At 42.3% G+C, this 18,707-nt stretch carries 19 protein-coding genes and 1 riboswitch; of the genes, 10 read left to right on the top strand and 9 right to left on the bottom strand.

The window, feature by feature from the left end; translation table 11 throughout:
• Window positions 1–185 precede the first annotated feature (185 nt).
• The gene (locus ACSJJG_RS17910) at window positions 186–440 is read right to left on the bottom strand and encodes a hypothetical protein (protein ID WP_481090490.1); all 255 of its coding nucleotides are present in this window, start codon (window positions 438–440) and stop codon (window positions 186–188) included.
• 138 nt (window positions 441–578) lie between these two features.
• Here ACSJJG_RS17910 and ACSJJG_RS17915 point away from each other — a divergent pair, with 138 nt between their 5' ends.
• On the top strand, window positions 579–1,772 hold the full coding sequence (locus tag ACSJJG_RS17915) for an IS4 family transposase (RefSeq protein WP_189761394.1): 1,194 nt from the start codon (window positions 579–581) through the stop codon (window positions 1,770–1,772).
• A 74-nt stretch (window positions 1,773–1,846) separates the two neighbouring features.
• Here ACSJJG_RS17915 and ACSJJG_RS17920 read toward each other — a convergent pair whose 3' ends face one another.
• The 3 genes from ACSJJG_RS17920 to ACSJJG_RS17930 all read right to left on the bottom strand — a co-directional run bounded on the left by ACSJJG_RS17920 (window position 1,847) and on the right by ACSJJG_RS17930 (window position 3,688).
• Complete coding sequence (locus ACSJJG_RS17920; protein ID WP_189761451.1) at window positions 1,847–2,281, bottom strand: DUF1240 domain-containing protein; 435 nt, start codon at window positions 2,279–2,281, stop codon at window positions 1,847–1,849.
• A gap of 70 nt (window positions 2,282–2,351) precedes the next feature.
• On the bottom strand, window positions 2,352–3,386 hold the full coding sequence (locus ACSJJG_RS17925; protein ID WP_282885470.1) for an IS630 family transposase: 1,035 nt from the start codon (window positions 3,384–3,386) through the stop codon (window positions 2,352–2,354).
• 98 nt (window positions 3,387–3,484) lie between these two features.
• Entirely contained in the window at window positions 3,485–3,688 is a 204-nt protein-coding gene (locus ACSJJG_RS17930; RefSeq protein WP_189761009.1) for a hypothetical protein, read from the bottom strand.
• A gap of 97 nt (window positions 3,689–3,785) precedes the next feature.
• Between ACSJJG_RS17930 and ACSJJG_RS17935 the strand changes: the two genes are divergently transcribed.
• Together ACSJJG_RS17935 and ACSJJG_RS17940 are read left to right on the top strand one after the other, a co-directional pair.
• Window positions 3,786–4,241, top strand: a complete 456-nt coding sequence (locus ACSJJG_RS17935) for a GNAT family N-acetyltransferase (RefSeq protein WP_189761008.1) — start codon at window positions 3,786–3,788, stop codon at window positions 4,239–4,241.
• Between the two features lie 351 nt (window positions 4,242–4,592).
• Entirely contained in the window at window positions 4,593–6,296 is a 1,704-nt protein-coding gene (locus tag ACSJJG_RS17940; protein WP_481090084.1) for an ArnT family glycosyltransferase, read from the top strand.
• A 158-nt stretch (window positions 6,297–6,454) separates the two neighbouring features.
• On the opposite strand, the gene thiQ is transcribed toward ACSJJG_RS17940, so the two are convergent.
• The 3 genes from thiQ to thiB are packed head-to-tail and all read right to left on the bottom strand — an operon-like array spanning window position 6,455 to window position 9,724.
• Window positions 6,455–7,165 (bottom strand): thiamine ABC transporter ATP-binding protein ThiQ, encoded by a 711-nt coding sequence (gene thiQ, locus ACSJJG_RS17945; RefSeq protein WP_481090085.1) that lies wholly within the window; start codon window positions 7,163–7,165, stop codon window positions 6,455–6,457.
• Window positions 7,158–8,762 carry a thiamine/thiamine pyrophosphate ABC transporter permease ThiP gene (thiP, locus tag ACSJJG_RS17950; RefSeq protein WP_481090086.1) on the bottom strand — a complete coding sequence of 535 codons (1,605 nt, stop codon included), beginning with the start codon at window positions 8,760–8,762 and terminating at the stop codon, window positions 7,158–7,160. The genes thiQ and thiP overlap by 8 nt, the downstream gene beginning before the upstream one ends.
• Window positions 8,738–9,724 (bottom strand): thiamine ABC transporter substrate binding subunit, encoded by a 987-nt coding sequence (gene thiB, locus ACSJJG_RS17955; protein WP_481090477.1) that lies wholly within the window; start codon window positions 9,722–9,724, stop codon window positions 8,738–8,740. The genes thiP and thiB overlap by 25 nt, the downstream gene beginning before the upstream one ends.
• A 161-nt stretch (window positions 9,725–9,885) precedes the next feature.
• A riboswitch (TPP riboswitch) is annotated at window positions 9,886–9,990 on the bottom strand.
• A gap of 116 nt (window positions 9,991–10,106) precedes the next feature.
• Here thiB and rppH point away from each other — a divergent pair.
• The 3 genes from rppH to ACSJJG_RS17970 all read left to right on the top strand — a co-directional run bounded on the left by rppH (window position 10,107) and on the right by ACSJJG_RS17970 (window position 13,783).
• Window positions 10,107–10,637, top strand: a complete 531-nt coding sequence (rppH, locus tag ACSJJG_RS17960; protein ID WP_481090087.1) for an RNA pyrophosphohydrolase — start codon at window positions 10,107–10,109, stop codon at window positions 10,635–10,637.
• A gap of 9 nt (window positions 10,638–10,646) precedes the next feature.
• Window positions 10,647–12,899 carry a phosphoenolpyruvate--protein phosphotransferase gene (gene ptsP, locus ACSJJG_RS17965; protein ID WP_481090088.1) on the top strand — a complete coding sequence of 751 codons (2,253 nt, stop codon included), beginning with the start codon at window positions 10,647–10,649 and terminating at the stop codon, window positions 12,897–12,899.
• Between the two features lie 186 nt (window positions 12,900–13,085).
• Window positions 13,086–13,783 (top strand): IS1 family transposase gene (locus tag ACSJJG_RS17970; RefSeq protein WP_223281913.1). Its coding sequence is split into 2 segments (ribosomal slippage): window positions 13,086–13,335 and window positions 13,335–13,783, totalling 699 coding nucleotides; the frame shifts between segments, so codons are not numbered across the junction.
• 313 nt (window positions 13,784–14,096) lie between these two features.
• Here ACSJJG_RS17970 and ACSJJG_RS17975 read toward each other — a convergent pair.
• Together ACSJJG_RS17975 and ACSJJG_RS17980 are read right to left on the bottom strand one after the other, a co-directional pair.
• Window positions 14,097–14,432 carry an AzlD domain-containing protein gene (locus ACSJJG_RS17975; RefSeq protein ID WP_481090089.1) on the bottom strand — a complete coding sequence of 112 codons (336 nt, stop codon included), beginning with the start codon at window positions 14,430–14,432 and terminating at the stop codon, window positions 14,097–14,099.
• Window positions 14,429–15,109, bottom strand: a complete 681-nt coding sequence (locus ACSJJG_RS17980) for an AzlC family ABC transporter permease (protein WP_481090090.1) — start codon at window positions 15,107–15,109, stop codon at window positions 14,429–14,431. Before ACSJJG_RS17980 ends, ACSJJG_RS17975 begins: the two co-directional genes overlap by 4 nt.
• A gap of 245 nt (window positions 15,110–15,354) precedes the next feature.
• On the opposite strand from ACSJJG_RS17980, the gene ACSJJG_RS17985 reads away from it, so the two are divergent.
• The 4 genes from ACSJJG_RS17985 to ACSJJG_RS18000 all read left to right on the top strand — a co-directional run bounded on the left by ACSJJG_RS17985 (window position 15,355) and on the right by ACSJJG_RS18000 (window position 18,547).
• Window positions 15,355–16,122 (top strand): amino acid ABC transporter substrate-binding protein, encoded by a 768-nt coding sequence (locus tag ACSJJG_RS17985; RefSeq protein ID WP_481090091.1) that lies wholly within the window; start codon window positions 15,355–15,357, stop codon window positions 16,120–16,122.
• 163 nt (window positions 16,123–16,285) lie between these two features.
• Entirely contained in the window at window positions 16,286–16,993 is a 708-nt protein-coding gene (locus ACSJJG_RS17990) for an amino acid ABC transporter permease (protein ID WP_481090092.1), read from the top strand.
• Entirely contained in the window at window positions 16,971–17,735 is a 765-nt protein-coding gene (locus ACSJJG_RS17995; RefSeq protein ID WP_481090093.1) for an amino acid ABC transporter ATP-binding protein, read from the top strand. The genes ACSJJG_RS17990 and ACSJJG_RS17995 overlap by 23 nt, the downstream gene beginning before the upstream one ends.
• A gap of 38 nt (window positions 17,736–17,773) precedes the next feature.
• Window positions 17,774–18,547 (top strand): amino acid ABC transporter substrate-binding protein, encoded by a 774-nt coding sequence (locus ACSJJG_RS18000; RefSeq protein WP_481090094.1) that lies wholly within the window; start codon window positions 17,774–17,776, stop codon window positions 18,545–18,547.
• Window positions 18,548–18,707: the final 160 nt, after the last annotated feature.

Genomic DNA, 18,707 nt, shown 5'->3' on the forward strand with positions numbered 1-18,707 from the left:
TTTATGGTTGCAGGATGGCTGCTTTTGTTGGACATCGATCGTTATTGGTTATCGATAGGGATAGTTTTCAATTGCACTTTACAACGCCTGTTTTTTGATAAGAGGGATCACAAAAGTACAATGGCCCATTAGAGGGGCGATATGTTAATTGAAGCTGAGCAAGCCGTCACCTGCAAAAATATCCATTATTCGAAAGAGATGCTCATTTGCCCTGTCAGCAGAGGCATAAAATCATCTTGAATAAATGGCGGCATCGATTGTGCGAACCAGATGATTTTGTGGCGCGAGGTCATCGAGTGAGCGTGTTTCAGAGGGAAAACGTCTGGAGAGGGGGTATTCTTACTATGGCGGCAAGCTCCATTGGGTGAACGGGATCTGATTAAATCAAAGTGCCGGAAAAAAATCAGCACCTTGTCAGTAATCTGAGCATATATACGCATTAAACTTCAAGTTGCCATTGACAACACGCTATGAAACCTGATTTCTCCCCGCTTTGCGCTGAGGAATCCCCAGAAAATAGACAAGCATAGCGTTGTGTGATCTACTGATTGTTCCACCAAGTCAATAGGGTCACTGCTATGCCTGCACGTCAAGTATGCCATAACTTCTTCAAAGATGCCTTAGCGCCGTTTCATCAATATCGTCAGAACGCATTAATCGATGCCACTACCGCTTTAATTAATGGGGCTTCTCTGACGTTAACCAGTATAGGACGTTTTTTGCCCGGAAAGGCTCACGTCAAACATAAAATTAAACGCGTTGACCGATTACTCGGTAATGAAGCACTCCATAGAGATATTCCTGATATTTTTCGTCACATTATCGCCATGCTGACTGAACCGCTATCACTGTGTGTGATTGCTGTTGATTGGAGTGGATATCCATCACAAGAACATCATGTACTGCGCGCGAGTTTGATTTGTGATGGACGCTCAATCCCTTTGTTAAGTCAAATAGTTCCGTCATGCGAGCAACAAAATTCAAAGATACAGAAGGTGTTTCTTGACAGTTTAGCGCAAGCCGTTAACCCTAAAGCCAGAGTCCTTATTATCACCGATGCCGGTTTTCAAAATGCCTGGTTTAAGCATATAAAAACACTCGGTTGGGATTTTGTCGGACGCATTCGGGGAAATACGCAATTAAGGCTTGAGAAATACGGTGAGCTTTGGTTTAAACGACAAGCGTTAAAAGCCACGGAAACCCCCCAATTTTTGGGCATGGGGACATTATCAAAAGCAAAATATGCACGTTGTGATGGTTTCTTCTATCTCCATAAGAGACCCAATAAAGGTAGAAAATTTAAAAAGTCACGCTACCGAATGGAACGAATGTCGCAGGTGAAAGATGGACGTTCGTCAGCCAAAGAACCCTGGCTAATTTTTACCAGCATGGATGATTTTAAACCTCGGCAGGTCATGAAATTATACAGCCGAAGAATGCAAATAGAGCAAAATTTTAGAGATGAAAAGAGCGAGCGTTTTGGATTTGGACTCAGGGCGAGTTATAGCCAAGGCGCTGGTCGTTTATCCGTATTGAGCCTGCTTGCTACACTCAGCTCAATTGTCCTTTGGCTGATTGGATTTTATGCTGAAAACCAAGGGTTACACCTCCATTATCAGGCAAATAGTCTCAAATCAAGAAGGGTCATCTCTTACCTGACATTAGCGGAGAATGTATTACGCCATTCCCCGCTAATATTATTTGAAATAGTTCTTAATCAACTCCTCAAATACCTCGCCAAAATCTACCAAAATATGGTTTTGATTTATTAGCACCGTTTTGTGGGGATCCCTCAGCGCGAAGCGGGGAGAAATCACACGCATCTTGAAGTTAGATTGGTATATGTTTAGCGACACAAATTTATATCTTTAACATACTTATTTGGAGCAACAAACGACGTTCTATAACATTTAACATACCCGGTATTTTTTAACTTAGAATCAACATACATAGACACAGGAAAACTCAACACAAAAGAAAATAAAAAAATCAACACAAACAAATTTACCAAAAAACCACTAAATGGAGATGGCGTATTTATCAAACAATTTTTGATTGCTAAAATAAACATATGATAAACTATTGGCAAACCAAAACATGCAACAAATACCCGCCAAGAAAAGTATATTGTTTCCTTCATGTTAATTAATGACAACATATCATTCCAGGAAAAATATAAAAACAATGTCGTAATAAACAAGAAAAAAACTGACATGACAACGCAAAAAACTTTATTCCATAAAGTTACATGCATTTTGTTTTCTTTTTTTCGCTCCCTCATCTCTTAAGGCCTCTATAAGCTTCGAACTTAATTGATATTTATCGTCAAGATAGTATATAACTTTTCATAATCATGAGAGTTTCATATTTCCTATTCCTTTCCATGTGGTTGCTGAAGCGGCATTCAAAAAAATCTTAACTTTTTTGATTAGCTGCCACATATATTGGCAATAATGATTTCGTGTCACCGTTTCATGCAATGATTGCCATAACCGTTCTATTTTATTCAACCATGGAGAGTAAATAGGAAGAAATAACAGTGTTACTGTCGGATTTAGCTCCAACCAGGCTTTGACTTGTTTGCTGGTATGAATGCTGTAATTATCTAAAATGACGGTTAGCGTTTTTGCATGACGGTAATGGTGCTTTAATTTCTCTAACATTTTGATAAATAATTGAGAGTTCTTTCTATTATAACCCGTATAGACAATTTCTCTGGTTTGAATATTAAAACAACCAGCAAAGTAGTATTTTTGATTTTTTCCCGGTGTAATGAGCCTTTTTTGCTGCCCTTTGAAATACCAGTCTGAACCTATTTTGGGATTGAAATTAATATCCACTTCATCCTCATAAAAGACGGGATTTTCTTCTGATGCCTGTGATAATGCCTGATTAATACGTGCCATTTTCTCCTCATAGTTAGGGTCTGGTTTATGTACGGTAGGGGCTACCCGTCGCCAAACGATTTTATTTTTATGGAGAAATCGATAAAGTGTACTGATTGAAAATTTCATGTTTATTATTTTGTTGATCTGAATAATAAAAAGCTCCAGACTCCAGCGAGAACGGACATAATCGAGTTGTTGTGGCGAAATTTCCAGTAAATGAAGAATAAAAGGTAAAAGTGGGGCCAGATCCCATTGGCGATGGCGGCCCGCTGGCTTACTTTTCAATCCTATCCAACCATATGTTCTAAAACGCTTAATCCAACGCCATACAGAAGATTGAGCGATACAAAATTCTTTAGCTACGACAGAAACTGATTCACCTCGGTAAAGTGCAAGCACGGCCATAACCCGGATAGCATAGGCTTTATCTTGCGTTTTTTGGGCAATTTTTTTCATCAAACGGCGTTCAATACGGAAAGTTGGTGGTAAGATAAGCATGACTCAGTCCTCTCTTTTGCTTTTTTGTTTGTGGAAAATCAAAATTCGCAAAAATTGGACTGAGTTTCTTCGACACTCCTACCATTTTGAAAAGTTATTTACAAAACTCCTGCAACAACAAAACCAAAAGCAAATAATCCTATCGCAACACCGATGACACTAACACCTGTAATTACATAAGCAGTAGATATAATTTTTCCTACTAATAAAGCCGCAGAGATAGAAACAATAGCTTTCGCCATATTCAGCCAGGCCAATGGAATACAGATTTCCATTTTGGGTATAGCTTCTCCGTTCAGCATTAATAGCTTATTATGTCAGATAATTATCGGAAAACATCCGATTTGTGATAAAAAACGGCTTGCAAATCCAATATTGTGCATCACCAAGGAGCGATGTATGTTGATTACCTTAACTGACGTCAATAAGAACAATTATGACGCTGTCTGCGAACTATCAGTTGCTGATGACCAACTTGACTATATTGCAGAAAATGCGTACTCCATTGTCCAATCCAAATTTTTTCCTTCATACCAAACACGGGCTATTTGTCTGGATGGAGAACCTGTTGGTTTTTTCATGTGGGTGCCCGATGATGACCAAAGAATAACAATTTGGCGGTTTATGGTGGATAAAAATCATCAAAATAAGGGGATTGGGCGTAAAGCACTATCGCTGGCAATTGATGAAATTAGATGCTCAGATCCGTTGAAAGCAATAGCAATCAGTTATAATCCAAATAATCTCGTTGCGAAAAATCTTTATGCTAGCTTGGGTTTCGTTGAAGTAGGTATGGATGAGGAAGTTGAAGAGATGCTGGCTGTTATCGGGGGATTAAGCTCAGAATCATGTTAGGCATAAAAACTGTCAGTCGATGGTGTGATTTCTCCCCGCGAAGCAGGGAGAAATCAGGTTTCATAGCGTGTTGTCAATGACAACTTGAAGTTTAATACGTATAAACCATAGTATTGGCGAAAAAGATGTTTACTATAGCAATTGACTGCCTTTCTTAGAAATTGCATTTATTTGTCTAACCCAAATATAATAAATGAATTCTTACCAGAGAAATATTAACCATTTCAAATTATCAGAAAGATTGATTGTTTTTTCGTATGTCAGTCACTTTTGTTGTTATTATTAATTGGGTAATATTCTATCGATTTTTTACTGAGAAAATGAAACATTAATTGAATCTGGTAAATATTGATGAATAATCCCAATAAATTGACTCAAACAGATATCAAAGCATTACTGTTATTTACTGCTTTTACTCTGCTGTATTTGTTGCCAGGCGTTTATGGACATACCCCTTGGAAACAAGATGAAAATTACAGTTTTGGTATTATTCATACCATGTATGAAACAGGGAATTGGTTGGTCACAATGAATGCGGGGCAACCTTTTATGGAAAAGCCTCCCTTGTATTATTGGACAGCGACTTCATTTATTCATTTGTTATCCCATTGGCTTCCGATGCACGATGCAGCCAGAACCGCTTCTTTATTCTTTTCAATGATCAATTTTTCCTTTTTTATTCTGTTGGCACGTCGCGTATTTGATGTCAAAAACTTTACTGACAGTCGAATATGGATAGCTTTTGCTTTGTATGCCAGTGCACCTGGATTAGTTCGCCACAGCCACGATATGTTTACTGATACCGCATTGATAACAGGTACAACTGTCGGATTATATGGTTTACTGGGATTAATCAAAAACGAAAAAACAGGCTACTCCTGTTTATGGTTGATCATCGGTACGGCTGCAACACTCTTATCAAAAGGGGTCTTTATTCCAGGATTATTATGGATTTGTCTTGTTTTGGCGCCCGTTTTCCTTAAACATTGCCGAACCAAACAATATTGGCTAAGGGCTTTATTGTCGGGCATTATTGCGCTGGTTTTAATCCTGCCGTGGCCTGTCATGTTACTTATTGAACATCCTGATTTATTTAAAATCTGGATTTGGGATAACAATATCGGTCGCTTTTTAGGTTTTTCTGTTGAAGATCTGGGGGCAAGGGGGAATTTGACCATGATCCCTGAGGCGGTGTTGTTGTTTGCCTTGCCATCAGGAATATTGGCTTTTCTCTTTATATTGACAAATCCAATTAAAATTCTGTCGGATAAACATTATTTCTTGTGTGCAGCCTTTGTTATTTTAGGGGTTATTCTATTGCAAATGTCGGCTTCTGGCCGTGCATTATATTTACTGCCCTTTATTGCACCTATGGCGATCTTGGCGACAGGAACATTCATTAAAATACCGCAAATAATCTATAAATATTTAACCCTATTTTCTTCCTTATTTTGGTCTGTCCTGATTATATTTTTATGGGCTTGTTATTTTTTGTCCTTTTCCACTGATTATAAACATTGGTTAACCCCATTTAGTCGATGGTTGCCAATGGATTATCAAATGTATTTTTCGGGATTTATCGTTATTGCCGCTGCCTTGATCACTGCGATATGGATAGCTAAAAACAGGTTCCTCTCTAAATCACCAGACTTGCGTACTGCCCAAAATTGGGTTTTGGGTATTGCTACTGTTTGGGGATTAGTATTCACGCTATTTGTTGGCTGGATTGATTATACCAAGGGATATAAAGAGGCGTTTCTTGATTTAAAACAGAAGTTGACTGGAGTATATAAAGATAATGACTGTATGGCGTCATATTATATTGGGGAATCTGAAGCGCCAATGCTTTATTATTTTGCCCGTGTTTTGCATCAACAACAGCGTAAATTTGAAGCACCTGAAAAATGTGATTGGCTGATTGTATTATCCGAAGAAATAGCGCCCGCTCCCGAAGGCATGGCGCTATTTTGGCATGGACATAGGCCAACTCGCGATCGTGAGAATTTGATTGTTTATAAGAAGGTGGGGTTGGGTGATGTAAAAAATATTCAATAGGATATATATGAGTTATGCGGCCACTTCTGGTACTGGCAAAGTCATAAAGTCATAAAGTCATAAAGTCATAATATATAAATAACTGTATAATTACTCATATTTAATTCTCATAAATACTTTTAAGGACAGTGAGATTGAATACAAAAATATTAATACATTTAGTTATATAATAAAATTATTATTCCCAAAACCACCGCCTCCGCCGCCTCTCCACTTACCAACTTCTCTGTTGCACCATCATAATAAATTTTTCCATCCACAATCAGCAAAGAGCGCGGTGCGATCTTGGCGGCATCATCAAGATTATGGGACACCATGAGTAAAGTCATTTGTCGTTCGCTGCATACTTGATCCAGTAATTCCAGCATCTCATTGCGTAAAGCCGGATCAAGTGCCGAAAAGGGTTCATCCAGCAATAAAATCGGCTGGTGGCGGACTAAACAACGTGCCAACGCCGCCCGCTGGCGTTGTCCACCTGAAAGTTGGGCAGGCAGGCGTGATAAACACTCTTCCAGTGACACTTGAGAGGCAATCTGTTGCAGCGTTTTCTCTTGCTCAGCACTTAACCGCAAGCCGGGATGCAATCCCAAGCCAATATTTTGTGCGATGGTTAAATGGGAAAACAGGTTATTTTCCTGAAACAGCATCGAAACAGGCCGCTTGGAAGGTGGGGTATGCGTATGGTTTTCGCCATCCAGCCAAATATCACCTTGTGCTGGAAACTGGAAACCCGCCATTAAACTTAACAAGGTACTTTTACCTGCCCCGCTAGGGCCGAGAATTGCAATGCGCTCTCCGGTTTTGACGCTCAGATTAAAATGCATGGCAAAGTGTTCATAAGTATAAATGACATTTTCAAGTTTAATCATGGCGTCGGCTCGGTAAGCGTTCAATCACAGTGAATAAAACAAAACACAGCAGGAGCAACAGAAATGCGGTCACGGCACCATCCTGACTGCGATATGCCCCAATTTGTTGGGAAAGATAATAAGGCAAAGTGCGGAAATCTTCATTGCCAAATAAGGCGATCACACCAAAATCGCCAATGGATAATACACAGGCGAAAGCCAACGCTTGTGCCAATGGCATTTTTAATGCTTTAAGCTCGATCCAATACAGGCGGTGTATTCCCTGTATATTGAGGGAGCGGCATAGGGGGTTATAACGCTGTGCCAGATCGCGCATGGGGTTTTCCAATACTTTTAATGCGTAGGGGATCGCCATCAATGCGTTGGTCAGGATAACCAGCCCGTAAGGTGATTGGGGTATACCAATGGTTGTGTTTAGCAGGAGAAAAAAACCTGTGGCAAGGACGATCCCCGGCATGGCCAGGATCAACAATCCGCTACTTTCCATTGCCTGTCCCCAGCGCGGGGAATGGCGTAAGCGTAATTCGCGGCTACTCCATAGCAACATCATGGTGAAAATAACACACAGCAATCCTGCACCTACTGCAATAATGATGGACGTGGTAAGGGCTTGCCATAAAGCGGGTTGGCTTAAGACACCTAAAATATCACGATTCAGGCCATCCACGATGACCGCCAATAAAGGGGGAAGTAACAGCAATAACGCGATGCCAATCAGTAAACCATCAGATAATTTTTGCAGCCATGAATCCTGTGGATTACGCCATTGTTGTTGATGCCCATAACCAACAGAAAGCGCGCCTTTAAGTTTTTGGCTCAGCAGCACCAAGCCAAGGCAACAAAAAAGTTGTATCAAGGCAAGCAGGGCAGCATGACCAAGATCGTAGTCGTAACTCAGCGCCTGATAAATGGCAAGTTCAATGGTCGTTGCGGCGGGGCCACCGCCGAGGGCCAGAACCGTCGCGAAACTGGCAAAGCACAGCATAAAAATCAGCGCACCCGTCGGTAAAATTTGACGGCGCAAATAAGGCCACTCGATAAAACGAAAATGTTGCCATTCACTCATACCAAGCTGGGCGGCAAGTTGGCGCTGCTCAATAGCAATACTCTCCAGAGATTGCAGCAATAACCGTGTTGCCATTGGCATATTAAAGAAAATATGTGCCAACAAAATGCCTTGTAGCCCATAAGGTGTAAAACGATATTCAACGCCTATCCATTGGCAAAGATTCGCCAGCCAGCCGGTCTGACCATAAACGGTGAGAATGCCAAACAGGGCAACCAAAACAGGGAGAATCAATGTCATGGCGCATAAGCGCAGAAAGAGAGTCTTTCCTGGAAAACAACGACGGTACAGTGCCCGAGCCAGAAAAATGGCCGGTGTTACCGATAAAACGGCAGAGAGAAATGCCTGCCAGAAGGTGAATAGAATGACATGCCAGAGATAACTGTCATGCAAAAATGTCTGCCAATGGCTTTCAGGTGCATTGAACCACAGCGCCCCGAACGCCGACAGGGCAACCATCATTAACAGGCCGGAGGCAAGAACCCCCGGCAATAACCAACCCGCGATTAACGGCTGACAGCACTTTGCCATGTACGTATCCATTTTGTACGGTGTTTTGCCACATCATCTGCGTTGAATTGCAGGGATTTCTCAGGAACCGGAAGTTGTTTGAAAACGTCGGGTAAAGGGATATCAATGACAGGATACATCCATTGGGTTGTTGGAATGACTTGCTGAAATGCCGGAGAAAGCATGAAATTCAAAAAATTCTGTGCCAGTTCTGGCTGTTTGCTTGAGGTTACCTGAGCGGCCACTTCAATTTGCAAGTAATGTCCTTCCTTGAAAATAGCGGCGGCGTAGTTATCTTTTTTCTCTGACATAATGTGGTAGCCAGGTGATGTGGTATAGCTCAACACCATATCCCCTTCACCTTTCAGAAACAGGCCATAGGCTTCACTCCAGCCTTTAGTAACAGTGAGTGTCTTTGGAGCCACTTTTTGCCACTCCTGAGCGGCTTTGTTGCCATAGAGTTTTTGTATCCAGAGCAATAGCCCTAAACCCGGCGTGCTGGTACGTGGGTCTTGGTAAATAATCTTCCAATTCTGGTGGTTATTGATTAATTCATCCATACTTTTGGGGGGATGAAGCAGGGTATTTTTGTTGTAAATAAAGGCAAAATAACCGTAATCGTAAGGAATAAACGTCGTGTTGTGCCATGCAATGGGTAATTTCAGTTTTGAGGTATCGACGTGACTTGGTGTGAATAATCCGGTTTGTTGAGCGGCTTGAATCAGGTTGTTATCTAACCCCAGTATAATATCTGCGGGTGTTTTTTTGCCTTCCATTCTCAAACGGTTCAGCAAGGAGACGCCATCTTCCAACGCAACTAGTTTCAGTTCACAGCCACATTCTGCCTCAAAGGCTTTTTTGATGGCAGGCCCTGGTCCCCATTCAGAGGCAAATGAATCATAAGTATAAACTGTCAGGGTAGGTTTTGCCTGGCCTGTCTGAGCAAAAACACTGGTAGCAATAGACAGCAGGCTGATAGCCATAAAGCGGGAAAATAATTTCGTAAACACTTTGCTCTCCTATAGTTGCATATATCAATAGTTAGCAATATTGATAATTATATACATCAATCACTTAATGTTTGTTATTAGCAGATAGCAAAGGATCTGAGAAGGTGCTAAATGAAAATGACATCTATTATATCAATGAGTAGCGCCTCAAATCCCTACGACGGTACTAACCGGTTCAGGTTCGACGGGTTTGTTCTCAGCAGTACTGTTTTGCGACAGCCGTACCCCGTTGAGATAGCAGTATTGTAGAGACTTCGGCTACGTCTGCAAAGTCTAATCATAGAGGTTTACCGCTCGAGATGAGTGTGAAACAATTGGCTATCTTTTTAAATTTGTTATACCGAGAGGTAGTCTGGTGATCGATGATGATGGCTACCGCCCGAATGTAGGAATTGTAATTTGTAATCGCCAAGGGCAAGTTCTGTGGGCCCGCCGTTATGGGCAGCATTCCTGGCAGTTTCCTCAAGGGGGTATCAATCCTGGGGAATCACCAGAGCAAGCAATGTATCGCGAGTTGTTCGAAGAAGTTGGTTTAAATCGCAAAGATGTACGGGTTCTTGCCTCAACCCGGAGTTGGTTGCGTTACAAATTACCCAAGCGTTTGGTGCGTTGGGATACAAAGCCTGTTTGTATTGGGCAAAAGCAACGTTGGTTTTTATTACAGTTATTGTGTAATGAAGCGGATATTAATGTGCAGCGCAGTAAGACACCGGAATTTGATGGTTGGCGTTGGGTCAGTTATTGGTATCCTGTCCGGCAGGTCGTTTCTTTTAAACGCGATGTCTATCGCCGCGTGATGAAAGAATTCTCTTTTATTGTGATGTCAACGCAGGAGTCGGCTTCATTATTCCATTCACCTTATTTACATCGTCGTAGAAAAAGTTAGGTTATTGCTATGCTCATGCGCTTACGGGAAATTGTTGAAAAGGTTGCGATGGCAGCTAATTTATCTGAAGCGCTTGAGTTATTGGTTAATGAAACGTGCCGGGCAATGAACACGGATGTCTGCTCTATTTATTTGGCGGATCATCAGCGGCAATGTTATTACCTGATGGCAACCAAGGGGTTGAGAAAACCCAGGGGGCAAGCAATTAGTCTCGCCTTTGATGAAGGCGTAGTGGGGCAAGTTGGGCGTTTGTCTGAATTAATTAATCTCGCTGATGTCCGTGATCATCCCAGTTTTAAATATATTCCCCAAGTAAGAGAAGGAAGTCTGCGGGCTTTTTTAGGTGTACCGATTATTTATCGTCGCCAATTGCAGGGAATACTCGTTGTCCAGCAATATGAGCGACGGTTATTTGATGAAAGTGAAGAATCTTTCATGGTGACACTGGCGATGCAACTTGCTGCTGTTCTCGCTCAGGCGCAAACCAAAGGGTTGTTCGGCCAGTATCGCCAGACCCGCATTAAGGCGTTTGCTATTTCTAATGGCATTGTTATGGCACAGGGATGGCAAGATCGCTCCCAACCGTTGTTGGAGCAAGTGACTGAAGCATTGACGCTGGATTATCAGGCTGAACGCTCCAGACTGACTTTGGCGCTTGAAGAAGCAACCGCGGAATGCCGTCGTATTAGCAAGCGCTTTACTGCCAGTTCACAGAAAGAAAGCGCCGCCATTTTCGATCTCTATTCCCATCTATTAAATGATCCTCAACTCAAGCGGGATCTGTTTTGTACCGTTGATAACGGTTTTGTAGCGGAATGGGCGATTAAAACTGTGATTGAAAAATATGCTGAACAGTTTGCCAGCTTGCAAGATCTTTATATGCGCGAGAGGGCATCGGATCTGCGGACGCTCGGTCAGCGAGTGTTGTTTCATCTGAGTGGTTCCGCTACGGGAATCAGGCAGTGGCCGGGGCGTTTTATACTGGTTGCTGATGAACTCAGTGCTAACTTGTTGGCTGAGTTGCCACAAGATCAATTGGTTGGTGTGATTGTACGAGATGGCGCGACTCATTCTCATTCTGCAATATTGGTTCGTGCGATGGGAATTCCGGCTATCATGGGAGCGGATATCCAGCCTGAGCTATTACACAATCGGACACTTATTCTGGATGGTTATCGCGCAGAGGTTTTTATTGAACCGGCGCCTCTGATTGCTAAAGAATACCAACAAATCATTGAGGAGGAACAGGTCCTCAGTAAGCTGGCGGAATGTGAACAGCAGAAGCAAGCACGGCTAAAAAGCGGAGAACGGGTTCTGGTGCAGCTCAACGCGGGCTTGAGTTTGAAACATGAACGACAGATAGAAGACAATATTGATGGCATTGGGCTGTACCGCACAGAAATTCCTTTTATGTTGCATAGCGGTTTTCCATCAGAAGATGAGCAAAAAAATCGCTATCAAGAGATACTGGAACTTTTTCCTGAAAAGCCAGTGGTATTGAGGACCCTGGATATTGGCGCTGATAAACAACTTCCTTATATGCCTATCAATGAAGAAAACCCTTGTCTGGGATGGCGAGGCATTCGCATCACGCTGGATCAACCGGAAATATTCCTGATTCAGCTGCGGGCGATGCTAAAAGCCAGTGCACAAACGGGCAATTTAAAAATACTGTTGCCGATGGTGACCAGTATTGAAGAAATTGATGAAGCCCGAAAACTGATTGAGAGAGCAAAAATTGAAGTAGAGCAAACGCTGGCTGAAACAATCACAATGCCCCAGGTTGGTATTATGCTTGAAGTTCCCTCTGCCATTTTTTTGCTGCCTCAATTAAAGAAGCGGATTGATTTTGTTTCTATTGGCACGAATGATTTAACCCAATACTTGCTTGCGGTGGATCGCAATAATACCCACGTCTCTTCGCTGTATGATAATTTGCATCCTGCGGTGATTAGGGCCTTGAAATTCGCCTTTGATGAATGCCAGCGTCTTGATCTCCCGATTAGCATATGCGGAGAAATGGCAGGTTTACCTATGGAGACACTCATATTGCTTGGCTTAGGTTACCGTAGCCTGAGCATGAGTGGTCACAGTATTCCGCGTATTAAGTATTTATTGCGTCACTTGGATGCCAAAGAACTTGAGCATCTTATTGAGTTGATTTTGAAAGCTGAAACCAGCCATGAAGTAAAAGTATTGTCAGCCGAATTTATGGAATCACAGGGTTTGGGAGGCTTGATTCGAGGGTCATGCTCCCAATAGTTAGATTTATTACCTGAGATAGAATTCACGCTCAATAAACGTTCCCATCACTTTATCGTGCATCTCTAAGGGGGAATGTGGGAATTAATCAGCTAAAGCCTCAACATGAATTTTTTGATGCTATTGGTCGGTCGTGACATCAATTTATTGAATCATGTATAGTATGCCTATTTGGAGAACATTCAGATGGCAAAGATTGATGTGACCTGTCCCTCTTGTTGTGCAGTTAAAGGGATCCACCGTAATGGGCGCTCACGTTCTGGTCAGCAACGTTATCTTTGCCAATCCTGCCGTCACTCCTGGCAACTCGAATTCACTTATGCCGCTTGTCGTCCCGGTACACATAAACAAATCGTCGATATGGCCATGAATGGCATGGGATGTCGGGCGACAGCACGAGTGATGGGAATTGGCCTGAATACCGTTCTTCGCCATTTAAAAAGCTCAAACCCAAATCGGTAACCGAAACCATTGCTCCTGGCACTGAAGTGATTGTCTGCTGTGAAATGGATGAGCAGTGGTCGTACGTGAAGTCAAAGAATCAGCCCCGCTGGCTCTTTTATGCCTACGACAGGATAAGACGAAAAGTGATCGCCCATGTTTTTGGCCCGAGAACAAAGAGGACCTTGGGGCGTCTGATGGCTTTGCTGGCGCCTTTTAACATAGTGGTCTATATGACAGATGGTTGGAGAAGTTATGAAAAAATACTGGCCGGTAAACTGCATGTGGTCAGCAAGCGTTATACACAACGCATAGAGAGGCATAACCTGAATCTTCGTCAGCATTTGGCAAGACTGACTCGCAAGACCTTATCTTTTTCAAAATCCATAGAAATGCATGACAGAGTCATTGGGTATTATTTGAACATTCGTCACTATCAATAAATTGGAATCATGACCTCACGTTGTAATTTGCTCATGATATCTCCTTATTTTTAAATTAGATGTCATGCCGTAACTCGCGATGACGCCTAGAGTATAGGGGCAACAATGTATACAATAATTAAACAAAAAATCAATGATTGATATACTATTTGGTTGCAAAAATAACCATCCAATAACATAACAGCATTAGGTTTCACGATGATGCGCAATTTTGTCATTTTTTATTGCTTTAAAAAGAATAAACTGTCACTAAATATTACCAACTTAGAAATGAATATCTTGGTGACAGTTTAATCAAAACTCAGATACCATCTCAGGAATAAAATAACCACTGCATCAATATAAAAAATCCCAATGAAAATATTAAACTCTTTAAGATTGAATGCGTATATTTACTGATAAAATAAGCCAACACTACCGTAATCAATGCGAACACATATCTAATATTAAACTGTTCAATTAATTCACTAAGCGATAAATTATTCAGTGAAATATTGACGATAATCGTCCCAAGAATAAAACAGATGGCATAATCCAGAGCAGTAACCAGCAAACTCTTTCCTTTGAACAAGCGATTATTATTCATCAAAAAAGGGGCCGCCCTTAATATGAAACTTATCAATCCCATCAATACAATCAGCAGCATCATGATGTTCTATCCTTTCTGATTTTCCGCTCAATTAGTGCAATCACGATCCCACATAAAACAGGGACTGCCAGATCCATTAATTTCATATCCACTTCATTCAATAACGGTGCGCACAACCCGCCCATGACCGTTGCCAGAACAGACATATCCTTGCCCGAACGCCTGGCAGTCAGAGACGCAAAATGAATCGGAACCAACATCACGAGGAACAGCGAAAGGGATTCATAATTTAGATGCTCTGCCGAAACATATCCTAACAACGTGGCACAGAAAGTAATCACAAAACAGGGTACAGCAACGCCCAGATAAAAATGAAACTGGGATTTCCCATCCGTGATATTTTCCGCAGAGAGATGTGAATGGGTCACCGTATAAGTACTGGCACTAAATCCCAGCATTGACAACAAAACATGTTGTTTAGGCACGCCACGAAAATATTGTGACATCACCATCGCCATTAAGAAAAAGCGAAAGTTAATCAGCAATGCCAGAACGATAACAGAAAGTATCGCCCCATCAGCCAGATAACCTACCGCCGCCACTTGTAACGGTGCAGCATATATCAACAATGAGCCAACCAACGTTTCCATTAATGGAACACCATGACTCTGATAAAGCGCACCCATCGAGGTAAAAATAAAGAAAAATGAGATACAAACAGGCAAAGAATCAACCATGCCTTTCCTAAAGAGTGAATTCAACACTTGGCACCTATAGTTAGCGTTATATTTAGGGTAACGGAGAAGTTAATGTATTTTATGATAAATATCATTAAATAATAATCAATAGAAAACCAAGATAACCCCAATTTATTATCCATGACATCAGGATATGATATAACTTTATTTTATATATAAGGCCAATGATATTACCGCTATAGTGGAAATAATTTAAAAAAATAATTCCCTCTCGGAGAAATAGCATGAAAGCCATATTGAATATATTATTAGCGGGTATTATCCAGTTAGGGGGCATCTCTCTTTCCTATGCACAATCCACCCTGGATAACATTCAATCCACGGGGATATTCAGGATCGGAACCGAAGGTGCCTATTCTCCATTCAGTTATCATGATGCCTCTGGGAAACTGACCGGATTTGATGTGGAAATCGGCCGCGAAATTGCATTACACATGAAAGTGAAACCTGAATTTATTGAAAGTAAATGGGATGGTTTGATTGGTGGACTTGATGCCGGACGTTTCGATGCCGTGATGAACCAGATTGCCATTACACCGGAGCGCGAGAAGAAATACCGTTTCTCCCTGCCCTACGTTATTTCAAAAGCCGTACTGATTACCCGCAAAGATAACAACGATATTAAGACGTTCAGCGATTTAAAAGGGAAAAAATCGGCGCATACCCTGACTAATAACTTTGCCCAAATCGCCAGACATTATGGCGCCGACATTATCGGCACTAATGGTTTCAATCAGGAAATAGAACTGGTGAGCACAGGCCGCGCAGATGCGACAATTAACGATAAACTTTCTTACCTCGATTACAAAAAACATCGTCCGGCGGCACCGGTAAAAATTGTTGCCGCAGATACCCAGGCAGCACAAACCGCCGTGCTATTGCGTAAAAACGATACTGAATTAAAAACTGCAATAGATAAAGCGATTACTGAGATAAAAGCGGATGGGACTTATCAACGTATTTGGGATAAATATTTCGCTGAAAGCGACTAACCAGTAATGAAAATAGGAGCCTAACGGAATAGGCTTTTAAAATAAATCTTAGGTTCTAAGCTATAACTTTATTGTATATAACGTTCATCTTTTCTTGCCATATCATCATTAAAACAACCCTATAAAAAATAAATATATTTTTAATCTCTATCAGGAAGGTTTTATGACCCCATCATGGCTCAATTTAGCGTTTGATTCCCTATGGCCGATGATTTACGCCGGCCTGACGTTCACTATTCCCCTCACTCTGATAACATTCGTACTGGGGATCTCATTGGGGTTTTTCGTTGCACTCATCAGGTTGTATGGCCCTAAGCCACTGGTTGCTGTCGTTCGGTTTTACGTCTGGTTGATTCGTGGTACGCCTCTGCTGGTACAGCTATTCCTGATCTTCTACGCCCTGCCCAGCGTAGGTATTACGTTGGAAGCGTTCACCTCCGCCGTTATCGGCTTTACCCTGAATGTGGGGGCCTATACCTCAGAAGTGATCCGTGCCGCACTGACTTCTGTTCCCAAAGGGCAATGGGAAGCCTCTCACTCTATCGGCATGAGTTGGTGGCAATCACTGCGTCGGATCGTCCTGCCACAGGCGGCACGGGTTTCAATTCCGCCCTTGTCCAATACCTTTATTTCACTGGTAAAAGACACTTCGCTGGCTTCCGTCATTACCGTGCCAGAAATGTTTCTGGCGGCACAGCGCATCGCCGCCGTCACCTACCAGCCGCTGATCCTGTATACCGAAGCCGCCATTCTCTACCTCCTTTTAAGTTCGGTGTTATCCGCACTGCAAGTCCGGTTAGAAAAGAAATTCACTCAGCAAAACAGCAGTAAAAATAAGGAAGGCAAAGATGATTCAGCTTACCAACATTGAAAAAAGTTTCGACGGACAGACGGTGCTGAAAAATATTAGCCTGACCATTAAAGAAGGCAGCCTGACGGCACTGATTGGCCCTTCCGGTAGCGGCAAAAGTACTTTACTACGTTGTATTAATCTGTTGGAGATCCCACAGGCCGGCAAGCTGGAAATCGGCAAAGAACAGATTACCTTTACCGGTAAGGAACGACTGCCACATCGGGAAATCCAGCGTTTTAACCTGCAAACCGGCATGGTATTCCAGAACTTTCAGCTTTTTCCGCATCTGACGGTGATTGAGAACATTATGGAAGGGCTGATTTGGGTCCAGAAATGGTCCCGTGAACGCGCCAGAGAACGGGCGCTGGCGTTGCTGGATAAAGTCGGCTTATCCCACAAGGCGGATGTTTGGCCCGCCACACTGTCGGGCGGTCAGCAGCAACGTGTGGCAATCGCCAGAGCAATGGCGCCTTCCCCCAAGGTGCTGCTATGCGATGAACCGACATCGGCGCTTGATCCTGAGTTATCCAAAGAAGTCGTCTCAGTTTTGAAACAACTCGCCGGAGAAGGCACCACCATGTTAATGGCAACGCACGATCTGCGTCTGGCGGCCAACCTTGCCCATAATGTCGTATTTCTGGAATCGGGTGAAATTATCGAATCGGGCACGGCAAGAACCATTTTCACTCATCCCAGCAAGGTTCGAACAGTCGAGTTTATCTCAACTCTGACAGAAACCTTACCGGATTGGGAAATATAGCGAGCAGTCACGGTACATTATTTATTCGGAGAAACACGATGAAAAAAGTTTTGAATTTATTACTGGCGAGTGCGACTGCTCTTGCTATTTCTGCTCCTGGCTATGCCGGCAAAGATTTTGATGCCATCAAAGCCGCTGGCGTCTTTAAAATCGGCACGGAAGGCACTTATCCTCCTTTTACCTACCACGATACCAGCAATCAATTAATCGGCTTTGACGTCGATATCGCGCGGGAAATCGCCCGACGTTTGAACGTCAAACCTGAATTTATGGAAGTCAAATGGGATGGTTTGATTGCCGGATTGGATGCTAAACGTTTTGATGCGGTTATCAATCAGGTCGGCGTTACCCCAGAACGGGCAGCGAAATACAGTTTTTCTATTCCTTACACGGCTTCTCAGGTTGTGTTGATCACCCGTAACGATAACGGTGATATTAAAACCTTCGCGGATATTAAAAACAAACGTTCAGCCCAATCATTGACCAGCAATTACGGGCAACTGGCAACCACTTACGGCGCGAGTCTGGTCAGTACAGATGGTTTTAATCAGGCCATTGATCTGGTCGCTACCGGACGCGCTGATGCCACACTCAATGATCGTCTGTCATTCCTTGACTTCAAAAAACAGCGCCCTAATGCGCCGGTAAAAATTGTCGCCCAGCAAACTGATGCGAGCAAATCAGCCGTCTTGCTGCGTAAAGGGGATGCTGAGTTACTGGAAGCAGTGAATAAGGCCCTGCAAGAGATAAAGGATGACGGTACGTATGCCCGTATCTCTGAGAAATATTTTGGCGTGGATATTTCTAAATAAATTTTTATTTGCTTGAGAATATGGCGGGCATTTTTATTATATTAGGCCGCCTTATTTATATTAAAAAATAACACACTTCACAAATCACCATTATTTATTAACGTCCATTAATATATTTAAATACACTAAATCATTTAACTAAACACTATAAAAATTTATA

The organism is Xenorhabdus sp. SGI 60 (genome assembly GCF_056632175.1).